The following is a 19,875-nucleotide window of genomic DNA, read 5'->3' as shown; positions in this document are numbered from 1 at the left end:
AAAAAGCTGTACTGTAATGTTCCGGTGGCGTGTACCTTCCTTTCTTCTCTTTCATCAGATGCAGGATTTCTTTCAAAAACCTGGAATATTGTGGGAGGTACCGGAGATTCACGTCATCCTGGCAGCCATCCTGCGAAAGTGTCCTTTGAGACAATTTCCTTTTGAATGATCCTTTGAGATCATTCATATTATCCAGTCTGTCTGAAGTAGGATCTGCTTCTGATCCGGAGCTTGATCGGTGATCTTCTCGTCACCTTCTCTTGAAGTACTTTATGAGATAATTATAGGGTTCAAACCGGTATTTGTCAATTATTTTATTTTAATTTGCTGTTATTTTCTGATTTTTCAGACTTTTGCCTACAATTATATACCTTATATACCCGCTGCAAGCCCTTATTTGTTTCCGCTTATAGTATATATAGATTAAGCACTCTGACCAGGTCCGCGCACCTGGCAGAAAACCCGGTGTGCCCGGCAGTGTGCTCAGCAGAAATCCATGTGCCCGGCAGTGTACTCAGCAGAAATCCGTGTGTCCGGCAGGATCACCACTTAAATCTTTATGTAAAAAGGACAGGCATGGTACCGAACAATGGTATCATGCCTGTCCTGGTGGATCAGTTTTTCTTAATGCTGTCTTAATCCTGTCTCAGTCCTGTCATATGTCAGGAGAGAGGGTATTTTGCAGTAATGCCTGCAATGATCTTTCTGGCGGGATCGATCCCGGCTTCTTTCTGCTTAATGACCAGGGAAATGGCTTCCGCCACCTTGTCCATATCGTCCTCGACAAGTCCGCGGGTAGTTGCCGCAGGAGTGCCCAGACGGATACCGCTGGTCACGAAAGGAGAGCGCTGTTCGTTGGGGATCGTGTTCTTGTTGGCCGTGATGCAGGCCTCGTCAAGCCACTTCTCAACTTCCTTGCCTGTCAGATCCTCCTTTGTGAGGTCCACAAGCATCAGGTGGTTGTCCGTGCCGCCGGATACGATGTCGATCCCACGGTTCATAAGTCCTGCACAGAGGGCGTCCGCATTCTTCCTGACCTGCTCCATATAGGCCTTGAAAGAGGGCTCAAGGGCTTCCTTGAAGCAGACAGCCTTGGCTGCGATCACATGCTCCAGGGGGCCGCCCTGGGTCCCGGGGAACACAGCCTTGTTGAAGTTGTATTTCTTCGCGGTCTCTTCCATGGCAAGGATCAGGCCGCCTCTGGGGCCGCGCAGAGTCTTGTGGGTCGTGGTCGTCACAACATCGGCATAGGGGAAGGGACTCGGATGAAGACCGGCCGCCACAAGGCCTGCGATGTGCGCAATATCAGCCATCAGGACAGCGCCGCAGGTATCGGCAGCTTCGCGGAATTTTTTGAAATCAATAGTCCTTCCGTAGGCGGAGGCACCGGCGATGATCATTTTGGGTTTTGTCTCGGCAGCGAGCTTTATGAGAGCGTCATAGTCAATAAAGCCATTCTCATCTACACCGTAGGGGACAATATTGTAATAGGTACCGGAAATATTGGCAGCACTTCCATGAGTGAGGTGGCCGCCCTGATTGAGGTTCATTCCCATCAGGGTATCTCCGGGTTTGAGGATCGCGAACTCTACGGCAAGGTTGGCGGAGGCGCCGGAATGAGGCTGTACATTTGCATAAGTGCAGCCGAAAAGCTTCTTTGCGCGCTCGATTGCAATGGTCTCCACGATATCGATGACCTGGCAGCCGCCATAATACCGTTTGCCGGAATAGCCTTCTGCATATTTGTTGGTAAGCGGGCTTCCCATTGCAGCCATCACCGCTTTGCTGGTCCAGTTCTCCGATGCGATCAGTTCAATATGCTGGTTCTGACGCTCCACTTCCTGTTCAATGGCAGCCGCGATCTCAGGATCGACCTTTCTGACTTCTTCGATTGAATACATTTATTTCCTCCTGACAGAGCTTTTGTGAATGAAAACCGATAAAACGTCCCGTTCTTCCGGGTAATGAATGATCATAAATAATCACATTTGAAAAACCGGATTTCATACTGCTGACGATGCCGCGATCGCGGAACTCCGGACGATCACAGGATGACGTTCCCGGTCACACAGCATGTGACAGCATGTGTCCGGAAAACGCGAAAGCACCTTGAATCTGGTCAATAGGTGACCATGGACAGATTGGCGCTACAGAAATGAAGTATATCAAGAAGGTTCCTAATAATCAAGCAGAAAATATGATCAACCGGAAATAAAGGATTAACAGGATTAAAAATAGCTTGTAAATCAAAACATAAACGTTTATTAACTTTCCGAAAAAAGTATTGCCTTTTTTTTGCCAAAAGAGTAACATGCCAATGATGCAGAAATGATCCAGTATACAAAATCATTTCTGAAGAACCATGACAGGACCGCTGACATATTCCCGAAATGCTGATATTTTCCCGAAATGAGTGAGGTTTTTGCCCATGACGTCTATTCTCAATAAAGAAATAAACAGGGGACATTCTTTCTGCCGCCTCGTTGGAGATCGCTTATCCGCTTTTCTTCCTGTCAGAAAGTTGAAGCTCCTGATGCCCGTAGTGGTATATATGATCATCTATCTCACCGGTTTTACGCTGATCGAACATTGGAACCGGCTTCATTATACGGTGATCCATAACGCAGCGGATGATCTGATCCCCTTTGTCCCGGTATTTGTCATCCCCTACCTGCTCTGGTTTCCCTATATCCTCGGCAGTATACTTTTCCTTCTGATGGTCCATGAAGATACCTACCGCAGGGTCTGCACCTGCCTGATCATCGGAATGACCGCCTTCATTTTTGTCTCGGTGGTTTTTCCCAACATCCACCTGATGCGGCCTGAGGTCATGCCGGAGGACAATATATTTACCAAAATGGTCGGTCTTCTGTATCTGGCCGATACTCCGACAAACCTGACTCCCAGCATACACGTCTTCAACAGTCTGTGCATCATCGCCGGTATCTGGGACTGGAACTGGAAAACGGATGATGGAAAGATCCTGCCCGCGCAGGTCCGCGGATTCTCCCGGTTTTTCCTGACTCTTCTGGGAGTCCTGATCATCATCTCGACCATGCTGATCAAGCAGCATTCCTCTTCAGATGTTGTGATCGCATTCGCCCTTTACCTGTTCACACATCTGTGTGTCTACAGATTGGGCTTTGTACTCGGATATGCCCAGCGCAAAAGACGCGGATGGGCTTCCGGTCTGCCGCAGCGCAGAGGCGTTCACGCCTGATCGTCTGAAATCCAAAATAATAGAGCGCCCGGGAAACTGGTCTTTGACTGGTTTCCCGGGCGTTTTTTATTCTTCTCTTCATCGCGTGAGACTCGCGAGCGAGTCTTGAATTCTTTCTTGAATTCTTTATCTCTGCTTTCCGATTTCAGCTCTACAGCTTCAGAATCTCCATTTCAGCTTACCGATCTCAGCTTTTCTATTTCAGTTTTACAATATCAGCTTTCTACTCCCGTTTTCCGATTTAGTTCTCGGGCCTTTCGTCCAGGATGATCTTCATTCTGGCGGAGTTCTTTTTAATACTGTATTCGTCGGGCCAGGTCACAGACAGTTTTCCTCCTGAGTAGGTGTTTTCCATTCCGCTGGGACCGCTCTCGGTAGCCTGTCTGAGTATGATCCAGTCGGTGCCCTCCGAGAGCTGCTGGCTGATCAGCTCGGCGATCTTGGTCTCGGGCATGTCAGTCTGGAAAGAACCGCGCATGCTGTCGATGAGGGCACTGGCGTTGACGATCAGGGCCGGCGACATCACCTTTTCTATGATGGCCTTCAGGACTGCCTCCTGGTCTTTTCCTCTCTGGTTGTCTCCGTCAGGGAAGCTGAAACGCTCCCGGCAGAAAGCGAGGGCCTGTCGTCCGTTCAGGTGGTTCATTCCCTTGTCGATATGTACTTTATGATCGGTATAACAATCAAACTCGTAGTCCGACCAGACATCGACACCGTCGATCGCGTCGACTATGTCGATCAGTGTCGTAAAGTTGACGCGCACATAATAGGTGATATCGATCCCGTAGATCTGTTCCAGGGTGCGGATGGAGGCGTCCTCTCCGTAAATGCCGGCGTGTGTGAGTTTGTCGCGCTGTCCGTTTGAAATACCGGGGATCTCCACGTAATAGTCCCTGGGGGTCGTCGTCATGAGGATCTTTTTTGTCTTTGGATTGATGGTGACGATAATGTTGACGTCGCTCCGGCTGGCCTGGGAGATATCGCCCTTTACGTCGATGCCGCTGATCAAAAGGTGGAAGGGTTCGCCCGGTTCTACGCTCTCGTATTCGAGTTCCGTCCTGATCTCATAGGTGTCCACAATGCGGACGCCGCTGGAATAGGAGTCCATCACTTCTTCCAGGACAGGGGCATAAGCCTCCCTGTAAACGGCGGAATCCACTTCCTTGTTCAAGAGGGCGCGTACCGCTTCGACAGCTGTGCTGTAGGTTTTGATCTCCACTTCCTTTCCCGTCTTTCGCCGGATCACCTCGAGAAGGGTATTCTTTTCTTCTTCTGTCAGATCATCCACGATCCCGAAACGGTAATCGGCAGTGTCCGCGATCTCCAGGGCGGAATCATCACTGCGGACGGCAATATCCAGCAGGTCAGTTTTGTAGGAGTTTTCTGCGCTCCTGAGCATATTCATAGTCCGGTAGAGATAACTGGACCCGATAAGCTGGACTATGATCATGACAGCGCTGATGAATACGGCTGCCAGTCTGGTCCTGCGTTTGCGGATCCCCACCAGCAGGACGACCAGCAGGACCATTCCCGCCAGGACTGCAAAAGCCGTCATGACATATTTCCACGGAATCATGCCGGTCCCGTTCAGCAGATAAATAAAAAGGGCTGCGGCTCCGGCCTGGAGCAGGGAAAGGACGGCACCTAACACATGCAGGTTTTTAGAGCGCAATAATCTTTTCCCCTTTTTTCTTCTGTGGGAACCGGTGCTTTTTTTCTCCGGCCCTCTGTTTTCCGGACTCTTTTTATTATCATTGATATCTCTGGATGTAGATGTTGATGGCATTAAAATGTACCTCTTATTTTTTTACGCCTGAAGCCACTGAAGTGACAAGGAACTTCCTGCTGCCTGTGATGATCATTCCTGTCAGCCTGTTTCCGTAGACACAGCCGGTGTCCAGAGCGATCATTCCTTTCTCAGGCAGATAGGTCCATACATCCTCGTCGATCCTGCCGTACTGGTCACCCAGATAATAGATGGGGAACCTGTAGGGGGTATGTCCCGTCATCACCAGCTTGCCCGAATAGTCCGTATCTCTGCCCCAGATCAGGGTCTGGATATCGTTCGCAGCAGGATCGGGGTCTTTAAGGCAGGCATGGACACAATTGTATTTTGCCGTAGTGTAATAATAAGGCATTGCCTCATACCAGGAAAGAAACTCCTGGAAACGGTGTTTGTGATTCAGGAAGGAAAAGACTGTTTTTTCTCCGCTGTTATAATACCACAGATCCTTGCTCCTGCCGCCTTCCGCGGCTGCATCCAGCATCATCTGTTCATGGTTTCCGCGGATCAGGATAAAGCGCTCTCCTATTCTCTCCTTCAAATCTCTGAGAAATACGAAGGTCTCGTAAATGGCGGGGCCTCTGTCGATCGTGTCTCCGAGATTGACCAGGATATCCCTTTCCTCATCAAAAGACATTTTCTCAAGGAGAGATCTGCACTCGTCATAACAGCCGTGTATATCCGTAATGATCAGTGTTCTGCTTTCTTCCATATAATTCCCTTATATATTTCCTTACTCAGAACTCTTCCCGGTCTTCTTTCTGCTCCTCTTCCAGGTCCTCTGCTCCTCTACCAGGTCCTGTTTCCGGTGCTTTTCCGGATCCACCCGGAACTTTTCTCTTCAGTATTCTTCGAAGTCCTCATTCAGATCCCCGCCATCCTCCATTTCCCCCTGAGCCATATAGATCTTTTCCAGATCCGGCTCTTGAGGGTTCTCCAGGGAAGCTTCCTCAAAGGAATCTTTTTCAGAGGAATCTTCAGAAGAGTCTTCAAAGGTATCCTCACGGGGATTTTCCGAGGAAGCTTCAAGGGGATCTTCAAAAAATACAGTGAGACCCGGCAGGTCTGACTGCACATCCTGCAGGACTCTGCGGAACATTTCAAAATAATCACCCAGCCTGTCCTGCGCTTTCTCCGATCCCAGAAACCGGATCGTCACGGGAACAGACATCTCCGTCATAGAATCATACAGCGCATCCAGATTATTACCGTACCACTCCGGCAGGGGAAGAGCATCCCTGAGGCACTGGTGCAGCGAATCTCTGTCTGTAACACCTGAAAGGTCAATCAAATATTCGTCCATACTCACCTCTCAAACAAACTGTCCGGCAGCGCAGAGTATATCCCGTTCAGTACACCGCTCCGGAAAAAGACTTATTCCTATACAGCCTGCCTCCGGTTATTGCCACAGACATTCTGCTCTCAGTAAAGGAGCTCGAATGTCTCATAATGGTCCGCTGTATAATAGATCCTGCCGTCATCCGAATAGACCAGCCTTTCCGGACCGCGCTTTTCCCCGAGGGTATTGATGTCGCATTCATGGTAGTGTCCATCCGGCAGTATTCCCTCATAATTTCCGAAACGGTCGCCGCCTATGCACATCCCCGGAGCATACTTTTCCAGCGCTCCGCCGGACCACCCCCTGGATCTGGCTTCTTTTTTGGTCATGAAATTGTGGGGGAGGTGACCATAGGTATGCAGATAGAGGGCAACATCCTCTTTTGTCGTGTAGACACCGTTCTCATCGATGTCCGCCCCGGACTTCTGTGTATCCCGGCCTTCTTCAGGAGGATCCTCATCTGTCAGATAATCTTCATCGTCGTTTTCGTAGTAATCCTCATCCCCGGATCCGGACCCCTCCCCTTCAGAGCCAGTGCCCGTCTCCCGGTCTTCTTCCGTTCCGGATTCTTTTTCCTGCGCTGATAACTCCTGGAGCTTCTGCGGTTCTGCAGATGCGGATTTGCCGGCACCCGAACAGCCGCAGAGCAGGATAAGAGCAATGCAGATCAGCGGGACCAGGAGCAGTCTGCTCCATTTTCGGCGGATAGTGTTCATTTTTTACCTCCCTATCACAACGCTGAGAACGGCAAACAATGTTCCCAATGTTGCACACGTCAGACTCTGTTCCTGCGGGGCATGATCCTTCCGTGCGCCTGCAGGACCGGTGTGAGCGTGCGGATCACCTTGCGGATCTCCACAGGCTTGGCGATAAAAGCATCCATTCCGGCTTCCAGGCACTTTCTCATGTCCTCTTCAAATACATTTGCTGTCATGGCAATGATGGGGATCCCCGCGTGGTCCAGATCCTGCAGTCCCCTGATCCTGGCCGTCGCCTCGTATCCATCCATGACCGGCATCTGCACATCCATCAGTATGGCATCATAATAGCCCGGCTCCGATACAGCGACCATGCGAACCGCTTCTCTGCCGTTAAATGCCTTTTCGATCGTAAAACCGGCTTCCTCCAGCAGTTCACAGGCGATCTCCATATTGAGCTCGTTGTCCTCCACGACCAGCAGCCTTTTTCCGCTTGGATCCAGTTCCACAAAAAGCTCCTGAGAAGGGAAATCGCGGTCTTTCTCTGAGGTATATCCGGTATGCGTCCCTCCGGCTTCCTCTTTCAGCTCCTGCGGCCTGCGGGAGGAAGGATCTCCGGAAGAAACACCTGCAGATTCCGTCCCGGACTGCCTGCTTCCCTTCGGGAGCCTGAGGGAAAGATGGATCACAACTTCCGTCCCGATTCCTTTCTCCGTGTAGACGTCGATCGTTCCGCCCATAGACTCCACGATCCCCTTGCAGATCGGCATTCCGAGCCCGTTCCCGGGAGTCCTGCTGACAGCCGGATCATATTCTCTCTCAAAAGGTTCAAAAATCCTCCTGACAAAATCCCGGTTCATTCCGATCCCGTTATCCATGACCGAGATGAAGAGCGAAGAATATCCTGCCGAAGCCGGATTTTCCTCCTTGATCCTCAACTGGATCCTGCCGCCGGGTTCCGTGAATTTGACAGAGTTATTGAGCAGGTTCAGGAGCAGCTGCCTCATGGCTGTCTGATCATAACAGAAAACCAGTTCTGACCGGGAGTCGATCTCGACAGACAAAGTGATATTCTTTTCATTGACCATAGGCCTCATGGCATCCTGGACAAAGGAAAGCGTATCTCTGAAAGACCCCTCTCTCTCGTGAAGCTCCATCCGGCCGCTCTCGATCCGGCTCATATCCAGAATATTATTGATCAGCCCCAGCAGATGATCCCCCGAATCCAGGATCTTGTTCAGGCAGTCCCTGATCCTCTCCTCATCCTCCAGATGAGCCATGGCTATACGGGTAAATCCCAGGATGGCATTCATAGGAGTCCTGATGTCATGGGACATATTCGTGAGGAAGAGGCTCTTGGCGTGGTCGGCGTTTCTGGCCCGCTCCAGCGCGTTTTCCAGCAGCCTCCGCTGCTGCTCTTCACTCCTGCGCTCCTCTGTGATATCAGCAAAACCGATGATGACATCAGACAGGTCCTGATCCGCATTCCCGACCCGCAGGATCTTTGCGCGGATAAAAGCAGGTCCTCTGTCCATGCCGAAACGGAATGTAAAGTAAAAATATTCCTTTTCTCTCAGATTTCTTCTCAGTGTCTCCGGATCGAACATGTTAATGAACATGTCTCTGTCCTGTTGGTTAACGCCTTTCTCAGCAAATAATCTCACCGATTCCTGGAAGGATCGGACCAGACACCTGGAATACTGCGTCATCACTCCCTCGCTGCCGCGGTACATCTCATAGGTGTCCCGCTCCAGATTAGCCAGAAACACCGTAGTATAATCAGAGGACAGGGCTGTGATCAGGCGTCTGCGTCGTTCGTTTTCCTCCTCGACCATCTTTTGTGCCGTGATATCTCTCATCACAATGAGACCGGTCACCTCCCCGGTCTCCTCATTTTTCGTGAGCACGACATTCTCTCTCAGATAGGCGGGTACCCCGTACCGGTCGCTCACCCTGTAGGACAGGCTGAATTCCGTGACCCCGGTGTAAAAGGCTTCCAGCAGGGCTCTCTGATTGATCGTCCTGTCAAAGACCTCCCGTTCACGGGTAGACAGGATACGTTTTCTCCAGCTTGCCAGATGGACATCAAAATCTCCGGGGATATCCACCCCCGGTTCGTGATAAAACAGCTCTTCGTTGTCCGCAGCGCCGGATACGATCCTGTTTCTGGACACATTGATCTCAAAAACTCCTGCAGCATCATAAGAGAGCGCTCTCCTGTATCGTTTTTCCCAGTCGAGCCGGCTCAACAGGCTGCTGATGTACTGCTCAAGGCTCTGACCGCTGTCCATGCTGCCCTGGTCTAAAGAGAAAGCCTCCTTTATGCCGTGCCGGGTATCTTTAAGACCTAGCAGCACCCTGGCGGGGATTCCATCTTTTTTTTCCAAAAGACGGATCTCCAGTTTTAACCATCGTTTATCCGTTTTGAAGGGATAGACAAAAGTGAACACAGGCTGGGTTTGCAGCATTGTCCTGATATGTTCGGTGCTCCCTTCCTCCTCTCTCCACGAAATATAGGCCGGGTCAGTATAAAGAGCGCTGATCCGATGATTGAACTGCGCGTATCCGGTGGTGCTGCGCATCAGGTCCCTGATGAGAGGATCCTCCTCTTTCTCGTAGAGCAGGGAATATCTGTCATTCTCCAGGTCGACAATAAAAACTCTGATATATTCAGTAATAAAAGATTGAAGAAGCACGTTCTCCGATACAGAGAGGAAATCCTTACGGTCATTCACTTCCATATTGTTCCTCACTTTCCACAGCCCATGACACACATCGGTCCGCAGCCTGCAGCGGGGCAAGGCCGGACCCGGGCAGGATCCATAAATGAACCGGTGCATCCGGCCGCACACTGACCGGTGACAACAGTCTGTTTACAGAGCTCTGCCCTTCTGAAGTTTTTCAGGATCTGTTCATGGCATACAAGACCGGGAACGAGACACTGGCCGCGTCACTCCTCCTGGAGCTTGGCGATCAGCGCAAGGATCGCATCCACGGAATTAAAATTCTCAGGCAGCAGATCATTGACATTGATGCTGATGTCAAAAGCTTCGTTGATCTCACTGACAATGGAAATAATGTCAAAGGAGTCCAGCATCTCTTTGTCGATCAGAGCGGTCTCGTTTTCAAAATCAATGTCCGGCCTGGTCTCCTCCAGGATCTCCATCAGTTCTTGTCTGTTTTCTTCCATATTCTCTGTTACCTCCATGTCGAAATGCAGGGTAAATACAATGCCCGATCATTCAAGGCTCGATCGCGGGCCTTTTGCGCCGGACGCGGGTTAACATGTCCTGTTTTTCAAATCCCGCTGTCCGGAGCCCGTTTCCGGGAAGGGTTTTCCGGCCGGCAGGCGATCATTTCAGCTTTCCTTCTTCATACATCGTCCGAAGCAGGCGCCGGTCGATCTTGACATGGGCATTGAGGGGCATCTGTTCCATCCGGATATATTTGTTGGGACGCATATATTTGGGAAGCCGGTCGACGAGCGCGGTAGCGATCTGTCTGCGCCTGTCCTCTCCCGCCTGGTATACGCAGACGATCTTGTGTCTGTCGTGATCATAGAAGCAGCAGGCGACATCGATGAAATCGATCGCGTTGAGCGCGGCCTCGATCTCTCCCAGTTCGATCCTGTGGCTCATATGCTTGATCTGGTTGTCCTCGCGGGAAGCAAAGCAAAGCTCTCCCTCTTTATTATAATATCCCAGATCTCCGGTTCTGTAAATTCTATTCAGTGTCACCGAGGCACCGGGTTTGGCAGTGAAGTTCTCCGCAGTGCGGTCCGGATTATTCCAATAGCCCAGGGCGACACAGGTCCCTTCGACGCAGATCTCACCGCGCACGTCCGGCAGACTGTCCGGAATGATCCCGCAGACGCGGTTTCCGCTCTGAGCGGGCACACCGCCTGCCCCGGCTTCTTCATTATCACTCTCCTTTTTCTCCAGAAGAAAGACACGGGTGTTGGGGAAAGCCCTGCCGATGGGGAACTTCTCATCCGGCTCGAACCGCCGCGTTATCGTATAATAGGTGCAGTTGCAGGTGATCTCGGTGGGACCGTACAGATTTACATACAGGGCATCCGGGAAGAACTGCATCCAGTAATTGATCGTCTTCACAGGCATGACCTCGCCGGAGAACATCACCTTGCGCAGGCAGAGCGGAACACTGGTCTTTACCGCGTCCAGGGCTCTGAAGTCCGCCACGATCCTGACCGCGGAGACAGCCCAGATGATCGTATTGACTGACCGGACCGCCAGATATTCCAACAGAACAGCGGGTAACATGAACATCCTGTGGGGGATGATCTCGACTCTCCCCCCACAGTGCAGGGCATTATAGAGATCCTTGGAGGAACCGTCATAATCAAACGGAGCCTGGTTTCCAAACACCGTATCCTCCTCAAATCCAAACACTTCCTCGAAGGCGTCCGTAAGGTCAAAAAGAGACCTGTGGGAGACCAGGACTCCCTTGGGGACTCCTGTCGAGCCGGAAGTAAAGACAGCGTAGAGCGGATCTGTGTCCACGATCATCCTGCGCCGCTCCCGAGCCTCCTGAAGAAACGCCTCCAGATCCTCAGCAGAACTCTCTTCAGCTTTCCCTGAGTTTTCTTCAGAGATCTCTCCGGGGACCGGGAACATGGTCCTGACGTCCAGGACCGGTACGTCCACCGGAACCGGCAGGGGGCCCGGGGTCTCCCGGGCGTCGATCAAAAGGAGCGGTGAAAGCTCCTGCAGGATCGTCGACATGCGTACAGCCGGCAGCTCGGGATCCAGCGGGACATAGAAATTGCCGGTATAGGCTATCCCCATAAAGGAAGCCACCGACAGGACGTTGCGGTCGATCAGGACACCCACGGGATTACAGCGGACGGCCTGTGGATCGACACCGTCTGCGGGCACTCCTGCCCTGAGGGCCGCCTGAGCGCAGAGCTGCGGGGTGATCGCGCGGGCAACAAGAACAGCTGCCGTCAGATACTCCCTGTAAGACATCTGTCTGAATTCATCCGCTAGAGCGATCTTGTCCGGAAACCTCTGTGCGTTTTCCTCGAGCATAGCCATCACTGCATTTTTCATATTTTTACTCCTGTTGGGGCTGGTTCAGTGACCTGCCCCTTCGTTTGATCGGATTTCAGTCAATCGGGTTATGACGCAAAAAGCGCATCCTTTCTATTTTCGAACTCTGAAAATTTCGAACTTTGAAAATTTCGAACTTTGAAAATGCCCTGTTACCGGTCAATGGATGACCGGCAACGTCTGTTCAGAACTGTGCATATATAAAGGACGCCATGTCGAAACCGGGTCCGTACATGCCAAAGACCAGGATGACAGCGATCGCGGTCAAGTACACGGCCCACCGGAAGGGCAGCTGCTGGGAGGCCACGATCCCGCGGACTGTCTGGCCGCGCTCATTGATGATATCAACAGCGGCTACGAGAATGATCAACAGGATCAGAAGCCCGAAATTTCTCTCATCGATGCCGAATGTGAAGAGGCTCCCGTCAAAGAGGATCCAGGGATTGAACCGGGAAAAGGTCGCGCGCAAAAGCCGGAACACGGTTCCCGCGTCCGGAGCCACATCGCAGTAGCGTCCTATGGAGACGATAAAGAGGGTGCGGACCATCTGGAACAGCTTCCAGCCCGCCGCTTCATCCCGGATATGGAAAAAGCGCCTGAGGTCCGCGTAGGGCTTTTCAAACAGGGTCTCTGTCGAGACGAATGTGGCGTGATAAATGCCGTAGACCACATATTTCCAGTTCGCTCCATGCCAGATCCCGACGAGGATAAAGACAATAAAGGAAGCGAGGAAGGAGGGAAATACCTTGCCGAAGTAGGGTCCGATCTTTTTCCTGAGGCTCTTCTGCATCCTGGCAAAGGGCTTTGAAAGGGCAATGGGGTAAAAAACATAGTCGCGCATCCAGTTGCCCAGGGACATATGCCAGCGCTGCCAGAACTCGGAGATACTTCTGGACATATAAGGCTGGCGGAAATTCTCCCGGATACTGACTCCGAACAGCTCGGAAGCTCCGGCGACGATGTCGATACCGCCTGCAAAATCCGCATACAGCTGAATGCCGTAAAAGAAGGCTGCGACCAGGATCGTGAATCCCGCGTACCTGTGCTGTTCAAATCCGCCGAACACTTCATTGACGATCACCGAAGCCCTTTCCGCGATGACCATCTTTTTAAAGAAGCCCCAGAGCATCCTGAGGATCCCCTCCCTGAAGCGCCGGTCGTCGAACCGGTGGGGAGTGTACAGCTGCGAGGCAAGTTCATCGTAGCGGTTGATGGGTCCCTGGAGGATGGAGGGAAAATAGGAGGTGAACAGGGCCAGCCTGAAGAGATTCCGCTCGGCGCGGTACTTTCCCCTGCATACATCGATCAGATAACCCATGGACTGGAAGGTATAGAAGGAAATGCCCAGAGGCAGTATGAAATCCACCACAGGGATCTGGGTCCCCGAGTGAAAGCGGGCAAACAGGCTGTTGAGGTTTGTAGATACAAAACTGCCGTATTTCAGCACGCCGAGGATCCCGAAATTGAGCAGCAGGACCAGCGTCAGGACCAGGCGCTTTTTTTTCTGGACCAGAGCCTTGAGTTCCTTTTTCTGCGCGCGGGAGAGCTTCACCGGCTTCCCGGCAGAAGGTCCTGAGTCTCCTTCCTCCGACGGACTGCTGTGAGCAGCCGCTTCCAGAGCCTTGAGCTCCTCCTTTTTCTGGATGCTGTCCATCAGACAGGCTCCGCCCCAGGTAGTCACTACAGTGACCGCCACAAAAATGGCAGCTCGCGGGCCACCGCCCACAAAATAATACCAGGCACTGGAGATCAGAAGGACGATCCACTGGAAACGTCCCGGGATCAGATAATAGACCGTCACAGCGACGATCAGAAAGCAGATAAACTGCCAGGAAAAGAATGCCATTATTTCATTACACTCCCTTTATAATATCCTCATAATGTCCTCGGAATAACCGGTCAATGGAGATCGTGGGTAAACTCCAGGGCATAGCTGTGGATATCCAGCCAGGCGGAATCCATCAGCTCTCCGGTGGACTTGCGGAAGACAGCGAAATGCAGTCCCCTGTCCTCAGTGGCGTATTCCAGACCATTGACCACAATAGAGGCGGCGCTGTGGACGACCTCTGTCTCTTCATCGATACGGCCGCTGGTCAGCTGGTAGCGGAGTTTCCCGCTCTCCCCTTCATAGGAGTCCATGAAATCCGGTTCATCTTCTCTGAGAGCTGTCTCATAGACGACTCTGCCGCCGTCGATCACGGCAAGCCAGCCGTGTCCCTCCCAGGAATGCAGGTCACTGCTCAGGCCAAAGGAGCGCAGAAGGTCAGCTTCCTCCTCCGTCAGGATATCGTCATCCACTTTGCCGTTGAGCGCCACCAGGATCAGGGCATCCTCCACGGGCTCCGCGGACACATCGCTGTGAAGAGAAGCCGCATAGTCTCTGAGAAAGATCGACCGCTGCAGAGAGTCCCTCATCCTGTTGACCGGATAATTCTCCAGATCCTTTTCAATAAGAGAATAGGCGCCGCCCTGGCCCCGTCTGTCGGGAATGTCAAAATGGGCTTTAATGTACTTTCCGAGAGTCCTGGTAAACTTTGCGGCTCCCCAGCGGTTGAGATGCTCGCCGTCATAGGCATCCATCTGCAGATCTAAGCCCAGATCCTCCAGATTCTTTTTGTCCCCGACATAGTTGGCATGGAGGATACCGTTCTTTTTGGCGAGCTCATCGACCTCGGCGGCGGCACTGACGCGCAAGTTATAACCATCCTGATCAAAAAACTTGTTTTTTCCCGGGACAGGCATCGTAAGGAGCATCAGACCGGTGTCGTTTTCCCTGCACAGCCTGATGATCTTTTCGATCGAAGAGCGGGACTGCTCAGACAGAGCCCCGGGAGTGATCTTCGCTTCGTCATAAGGCGCGGTCACATTGACCCGGCCTGTGATTTTCGCCCCGTATACCATCTCCTTTGTCTGCGGGAGAAAATCCCCGTAGGTCAGCTCCTGCCACCGGGAATGAAAAGCGATCAGGGGAAACAGAAGGGGCTTATAGTCATCTGTAATGGCGAGATTCCGGATAATATCAAGCCTGTTTTTGTTCAGATAAGGCATTGTATCCGTAATATAGTGGATATACTGGGGCTCCATCTTTTTTTCATCGGAGCTGGCAAAGCTGCAGTCCAGCACGATGAGGGAGGGATGGTCCTTCTCAATGACTTCCTTTGCCAGGTAATAGGAAGCTTCGATCGACTGATTGCCTGTGGTCAGACTATAGGAGGCGATTCCGTATTCATCATACATCTCCACCGGATAAATTCCGTACATGACTAAAGACGCGCCCAGAAAGGCAACGTCAAAAGTGTCTTTGGGATATTCATAATAGCGGGGGCAGAGATTATCCTCCTGAATGAGCTTCAGGGATTTATCCAGGCCCAGGATCATTAAGGCCAGCACAAACAGGAACACTGCCGCGCGCACTGCCCTCAGGATCCGGTTTTTATGTTTCTTCATTATTCCTCCAGATTCTCCTCCGGGTTTCCCTCCGGATGAGCTCTTCCTCCGGTTCAGGTCTGCGGGGAGGAGAATCACGTTTCCTTTATGCTTCTTTTTTTCTATCCTTATTTCTCCACATAGCCGTCAGGGTTCTGAGACTGCCAGCGCCAGGCATCTGTGCACATGTCCTGAAGATTCTTTTCAGCAGTCCAGCCGAGGACCTCCCTGGCCTTGGAAGGATCGGAATAGCATGTCGCGATATCACCGGGACGCCTGGGATCGATCACATAGGGAAGCTCTTTGCCGCAGGCAGCGGAGAAAGCGCGGATAATGTCAAGGACACTGTAGCCGATCCCCGTACCGAGATTGAAGACATTGACGCCTTCCAGTTTTTCCATGCCCCTGATCGCGCTGACATGGCCCTTCGCCAGATCGACAACATGGATATAATCGCGGACACCTGTCCCGTCAGGAGTATCATAGTCATTGCCAAAGACATGGATCTTTTCCAGCTTGCCGGAGGCCACCTGGGCGACATAGGGCAGCAGGTTGTTGGGAATGCCCTTGGGGTCCTCTCCGATCAGTCCGCTCTTATGCGCCCCGATGGGGTTGAAATACCTCAGCAGCATGACACGCCATTCGCTGTCGGCTCTCCAGATATCTGTCAGGATCCTCTCCTGCATGGACTTGGTCTCCCCGTAGGGATTCGTGGTCAGGCCCTTGGGGCATTCCTCGGTTATCGGCACAAACGCGGGATCTCCGTAAACCGTAGCGGAGGAAGAAAAGACGATCTTTTTACAGCCGTGCTTTCTCATTACATCACAGAGCGTCAGAGTTGAGCCGAGATTATTGCGGTAGTACTCGATCGGCTTCTGGGTAGACTCTCCCACTGCCTTGTAACCAGCGAAATGGATCACTGCGTCGATCTTTTCCTTCTCAAAAATCGCCTCGAGGCCCTCGCGGTCGCAGATATCCTGCTGATAGAATGCAGGCCTCTTCCCGGTGATCATTTCTATCCTGTCCAGGACCATCTCCTTTGCATTATAGAGATTGTCCGCAACCACAACATCATATCCGGCATCCAGAAGCTCTACGACCGTGTGACTCCCGATAAATCCGGCACCTCCCGTAACAAGAATAGCCATATCCTTTTGCGGCGGCGCGCCCCCTGATCCACAGGCGCACAGCCTCCTCCTTTCCTTAATTACTTCCTTAGTTAATTTACACAATTACAATTATTAAAAATATAATGATACAGTCAGTTGCTGCAGTCTGTATCTTATCCCACAGTGTACACTAATTGATGGAATAGTTCAAATCCCTTATTTAATATAAGGAAAGGTATAAAATTGTAAAGATATGAATCAAGCCAATCTGCTCAAATAGCTGTACTTCTTAAAAAACCATTCTATTCTCCCCATAAAGCTTGACAAACCGCCCGCATGTGCTTAATAATGAGCGCGTCAGGGCACCTGACAAGACAGCTGTAACACAACTTGTAAAAATCAGCTATGGAATCCGCTGTTGGATTTGATTGGATCTGCCGTTGCAATTGACTGGATCAGGAGCTGTATTTGATTGGACCCACCGCTGAATTGACTGGAACACCCGCTGCAATTGGCTGGATCTGCCGCTGTATTTGGCTGGTCAGCTGCTGTAATCTCAGAAGCAGAAAAGACACTGTAAGAAAAGACACTGTAAAAAAGGGAAAGAAGATAAAAGAAAGGAATACCATAATATGAAGAAGAATTCTCAGGGCTTTCTTGCCCGCAAAAACATCGTGATCTCGGCGCGGCGCTACGGGATCGATGCGCTCGGGGCTATGGCACAGGGTCTGTTCGCTTCTCTGCTCATCGGCACCATCCTCAATACGCTGGGAACGCAGCTGGGGATTCAGCCCCTGGTGGATGTCGGCGGGTTTGCTTCTTCCATGAGCGGCGCGGCGATGGCTGTCGCGATCGGATATGCCCTCCAGGCTCCTCCCCTTGTCCTCTTCTCCCTGGTCACAGTCGGGACTGCTGCTAATCAGATGGGCGGTGCCGGCGGACCGCTCGCCGTCCTTTTCATCGCGATCATCGCGTCCGAGCTCGGAAAAGCTGTCTCCAAAGAGACCAGGATTGATATTCTTGTCACCCCCCTGGTGACGATCCTCTCCGGCGTCGGGCTCGCTTCCCTGGTCGCGCCCGCCATCGGAAAAGCAGCTTCCAGCGTCGGTGCCATTATCATGTGGGCTACTGACCTTCAGCCCTTCCTTATGGGGATCATCGTTTCTGTCATCGTCGGCATAGCGCTGACCCTGCCTATTTCCTCCGCCGCGATCTGCGCGGCTCTGGGACTCACCGGACTGGCAGGCGGAGCTGCTGTAGCCGGCTGCTGCGCCCAGATGGTCGGCTTTGCCGTGATGTCCTTTAAAGAGAACAAATGGGGCGGTATCGTCTCCCAGGGTATCGGCACATCGATGCTGCAGATGGGCAATATTGTCAAAAATCCCTTTATCTGGATCCCTCCCATCCTGTCCGCCGCTGTCACCGGCCCTGTCGCGACCTGCCTGTTCCATCTCCAGATGAATGGCAGTCCCGTGTCCTCCGGAATGGGCACCTGCGGGCTCGTCGGACAGATCGGAGTCTATGCGGGCTGGGTCGCAGATGTTGCCGCAGGGACGAAGGCGGGCATCACCGCCATGGACTGGATCGGCCTCATCCTGATCTCCTTTATCCTGCCTGCCATCCTCACTCCGCTGTTCGCCGTCCCGTTCAGAAAAGCCGGTCTCATCAAAGATGGTGATATGAAGCTTGACTGACCGCCGCCGGAACTTCTATATATTTCTATATAAACTATATTTCTATATAAACATATAGAGCAGATATAAACATAAACAGATATAAACAGCAGTAAAATAATCAGTAAAAAGAATGACAAGAGCCTTTCTCTCGATAATGCCCGCGCATTGATCAGGAAAGGCTCTTGTATTGTTTCAAAAAAGTTCTTGTATAATTTAAAAAAGATTCTTGTATTTTCAAAAAAATCTCCTGCCCCGCAGGACCGGTTTATTCCAGAGCCCGCATCTGGTCAACGGCCTCCTCCAGGGACTTCCCGAACCGCCCGTACTGGGAGACGATCTCCTGCATGGTGTCGCGCACCCTGGCCGCTGCCTGCATGTGCTCGTTTTCCTTTTCCTGGAGAACAGCCAGATCCTCCTGCGTCTTTGCAAGAGCCTGTTCTGCCTCCCTGGTCCGGGTAACATATTTCTCTGTCCCGGTCCTGAGCCTTTCGTCAAATTCTTTCTCAAGGGCCGAGAGCTTCTTGCCCGTCTCCTCTTCATTGCGGCGGGCGGTCTCCAGCCCCGACCGGAGCTTTCCGATCTCCGCCTCGGCTCTGGCCAGCTTATCCTTGTATTGTCCGGCCTCTTTTTTCTGGGCTTCGAGCTTTCCGGTGAGGTCCTTTCTGGTCTCTGCCAGTTCCTTCTGCAGAGAATCCTCCCGCTCCTTGAGAGTCCTGGCGCTGCTGGCTTCCTTTTCCCGGATCTCCTTCTCATGCCGGCCGAGGATCTCCCTGACCTCCTGCTGTCTCTGCGCCTGCAGGTTCTTCACATCCTTGTCCCGGAGATCCTGCAGTTCCTTTACTTCTTTCTTTCTCTGTTCCTGGAGATCCGCCATTTCCTTTTTGCGCAGCTGCTGGAGATCCCCCACTTCTTTTTTGCGCCGTGATTCGGAATCGGAAAGCTTCTGTTCCAGATCCGTCTTTGTCCTGCCGAGCTCCTGAGAGAGGTCTTCCCTGGTCTTGGCAAGCTCCTCTTTCAGGCGCTGTACAGCCTTATCCGCCTCTGCCTTGCTGCGCCGCAGGGCGTCCAGCTCCTCCTCGAGCTTTCCAGCCCGGCTCTTTTCGGCTCCGAACCGCTTGGTCGCGGAGTTTTCCGCCGCGGACGCCCGCTGAACCTTGTCCCTGAGTCCTGCGGCATCTGCTTCCAGCTCGGTGATCCTGACGGCAGCCTCCTGCGCGCTTTTTTTGACCTCCTCCAGATCACTGTCAGCCTGGGCCCGCTGCTCCTCCAGCTCCTGGACCTGCGCCTCAAGGGCCGCCGCCCTGCTGTGCTCCTTAAAAAAGTCATCCGCCAGATTGAGCTGCAGCATCACATTGCGCATGTCGTTGGGAAGCCGCCAGTAGGAAGCGTCGTCAGAAAAACCTCTGATCTTCTCATTCAGGTAGGCAGCCACCTCCCTGAGATAATCCTCGCTCTCAACACCGCTGAGGGTAAAGGTTTTGCCGCCGATCGTGATGTCGATGTCATTTTTTGATTTCATAGTGATCTCCATTCCTGAGGAAGTGCGCCGTCGGGT

14 protein-coding genes are annotated in these 19,875 nt (G+C 52.2%); 2 read left to right on the top strand and 12 right to left on the bottom strand.

Going from position 1 to position 19,875, the window contains the following annotated elements:
* Positions 1 to 662 precede the first annotated feature (662 nt).
* The gene (glyA, locus tag BLT02_RS00665) at positions 663 to 1,901 is read right to left on the bottom strand and encodes a serine hydroxymethyltransferase (protein ID WP_092990924.1); all 1,239 of its coding nucleotides are present in this window, start codon (positions 1,899 to 1,901) and stop codon (positions 663 to 665) included.
* A gap of 632 nt (positions 1,902 to 2,533) precedes the next feature.
* Between glyA and BLT02_RS00660 the strand changes: the two genes are divergently transcribed.
* Positions 2,534 to 3,220 (top strand): phosphatase PAP2 family protein, encoded by a 687-nt coding sequence (locus BLT02_RS00660; protein WP_139187333.1) that lies wholly within the window; start codon positions 2,534 to 2,536, stop codon positions 3,218 to 3,220.
* Positions 3,221 to 3,461: 241 nt separating this feature from the next.
* Here the strand turns inward: BLT02_RS00660 and BLT02_RS00655 are convergent, their stop codons facing one another.
* From BLT02_RS00655 to galE, 10 genes are all read right to left on the bottom strand, one after another.
* Entirely contained in the window at positions 3,462 to 5,006 is a 1,545-nt protein-coding gene (locus BLT02_RS00655) for an LCP family protein (protein WP_092990922.1), read from the bottom strand.
* 13 nt (positions 5,007 to 5,019) lie between these two features.
* A complete protein-coding gene (locus BLT02_RS00650; protein ID WP_092990921.1) occupies positions 5,020 to 5,715 on the bottom strand; it encodes a metallophosphoesterase family protein in 696 nt (231 codons plus the stop codon).
* A 129-nt stretch (positions 5,716 to 5,844) separates the two neighbouring features.
* A complete protein-coding gene (locus tag BLT02_RS00645) occupies positions 5,845 to 6,306 on the bottom strand; it encodes a barstar family protein (RefSeq protein WP_092990920.1) in 462 nt (153 codons plus the stop codon).
* Positions 6,307 to 6,425: 119 nt separating this feature from the next.
* Positions 6,426 to 7,058: a ribonuclease domain-containing protein gene (locus tag BLT02_RS00640; protein WP_092990919.1), complete on the bottom strand. Its 633-nt coding sequence runs from the start codon at positions 7,056 to 7,058 to the stop codon at positions 6,426 to 6,428.
* Positions 7,059 to 7,117: 59 nt separating this feature from the next.
* Complete coding sequence (locus BLT02_RS00635; RefSeq protein ID WP_175453614.1) at positions 7,118 to 9,781, bottom strand: ATP-binding protein; 2,664 nt, start codon at positions 9,779 to 9,781, stop codon at positions 7,118 to 7,120.
* A gap of 209 nt (positions 9,782 to 9,990) precedes the next feature.
* On the bottom strand, positions 9,991 to 10,230 hold the full coding sequence (locus BLT02_RS00630; RefSeq protein ID WP_092990917.1) for a phosphopantetheine-binding protein: 240 nt from the start codon (positions 10,228 to 10,230) through the stop codon (positions 9,991 to 9,993).
* Positions 10,231 to 10,393: 163 nt separating this feature from the next.
* Positions 10,394 to 12,109 (bottom strand): AMP-binding protein, encoded by a 1,716-nt coding sequence (locus BLT02_RS00625; RefSeq protein ID WP_092990916.1) that lies wholly within the window; start codon positions 12,107 to 12,109, stop codon positions 10,394 to 10,396.
* 184 nt (positions 12,110 to 12,293) lie between these two features.
* Positions 12,294 to 13,955 (bottom strand): MBOAT family O-acyltransferase, encoded by a 1,662-nt coding sequence (locus tag BLT02_RS00620; protein ID WP_092990915.1) that lies wholly within the window; start codon positions 13,953 to 13,955, stop codon positions 12,294 to 12,296.
* A 53-nt stretch (positions 13,956 to 14,008) separates the two neighbouring features.
* Positions 14,009 to 15,556: a hypothetical protein gene (locus BLT02_RS00615; protein ID WP_092990914.1), complete on the bottom strand. Its 1,548-nt coding sequence runs from the start codon at positions 15,554 to 15,556 to the stop codon at positions 14,009 to 14,011.
* Between the two features lie 107 nt (positions 15,557 to 15,663).
* Entirely contained in the window at positions 15,664 to 16,683 is a 1,020-nt protein-coding gene (gene galE, locus BLT02_RS00610; RefSeq protein ID WP_092990913.1) for a UDP-glucose 4-epimerase GalE, read from the bottom strand.
* 593 nt (positions 16,684 to 17,276) lie between these two features.
* On the opposite strand from galE, the gene BLT02_RS00605 reads away from it, so the two are divergent.
* Positions 17,277 to 18,338, top strand: coding sequence for a PTS sugar transporter subunit IIC (locus tag BLT02_RS00605; RefSeq protein ID WP_092990912.1), 1,062 nt, complete (start codon positions 17,277 to 17,279; stop codon positions 18,336 to 18,338).
* Between the two features lie 247 nt (positions 18,339 to 18,585).
* Here the strand turns inward: BLT02_RS00605 and zapA are convergent, their stop codons facing one another.
* Positions 18,586 to 19,839 carry a cell division protein ZapA gene (zapA, locus tag BLT02_RS00600; RefSeq protein ID WP_175453613.1) on the bottom strand — a complete coding sequence of 418 codons (1,254 nt, stop codon included), beginning with the start codon at positions 19,837 to 19,839 and terminating at the stop codon, positions 18,586 to 18,588.
* Between the last annotated feature and the right edge of the window lie 36 nt (positions 19,840 to 19,875).

The sequence above is a fragment of the Sarcina sp. DSM 11001 genome (assembly GCF_900101015.1).
Taxonomy (GTDB): domain Bacteria; phylum Bacillota; class Clostridia; order Lachnospirales; family Lachnospiraceae; genus CAG-791.
The sequence above is the reverse complement of the archived record's forward strand: the minus strand, read 5'-3'. Positions and strand labels throughout refer to the sequence as shown.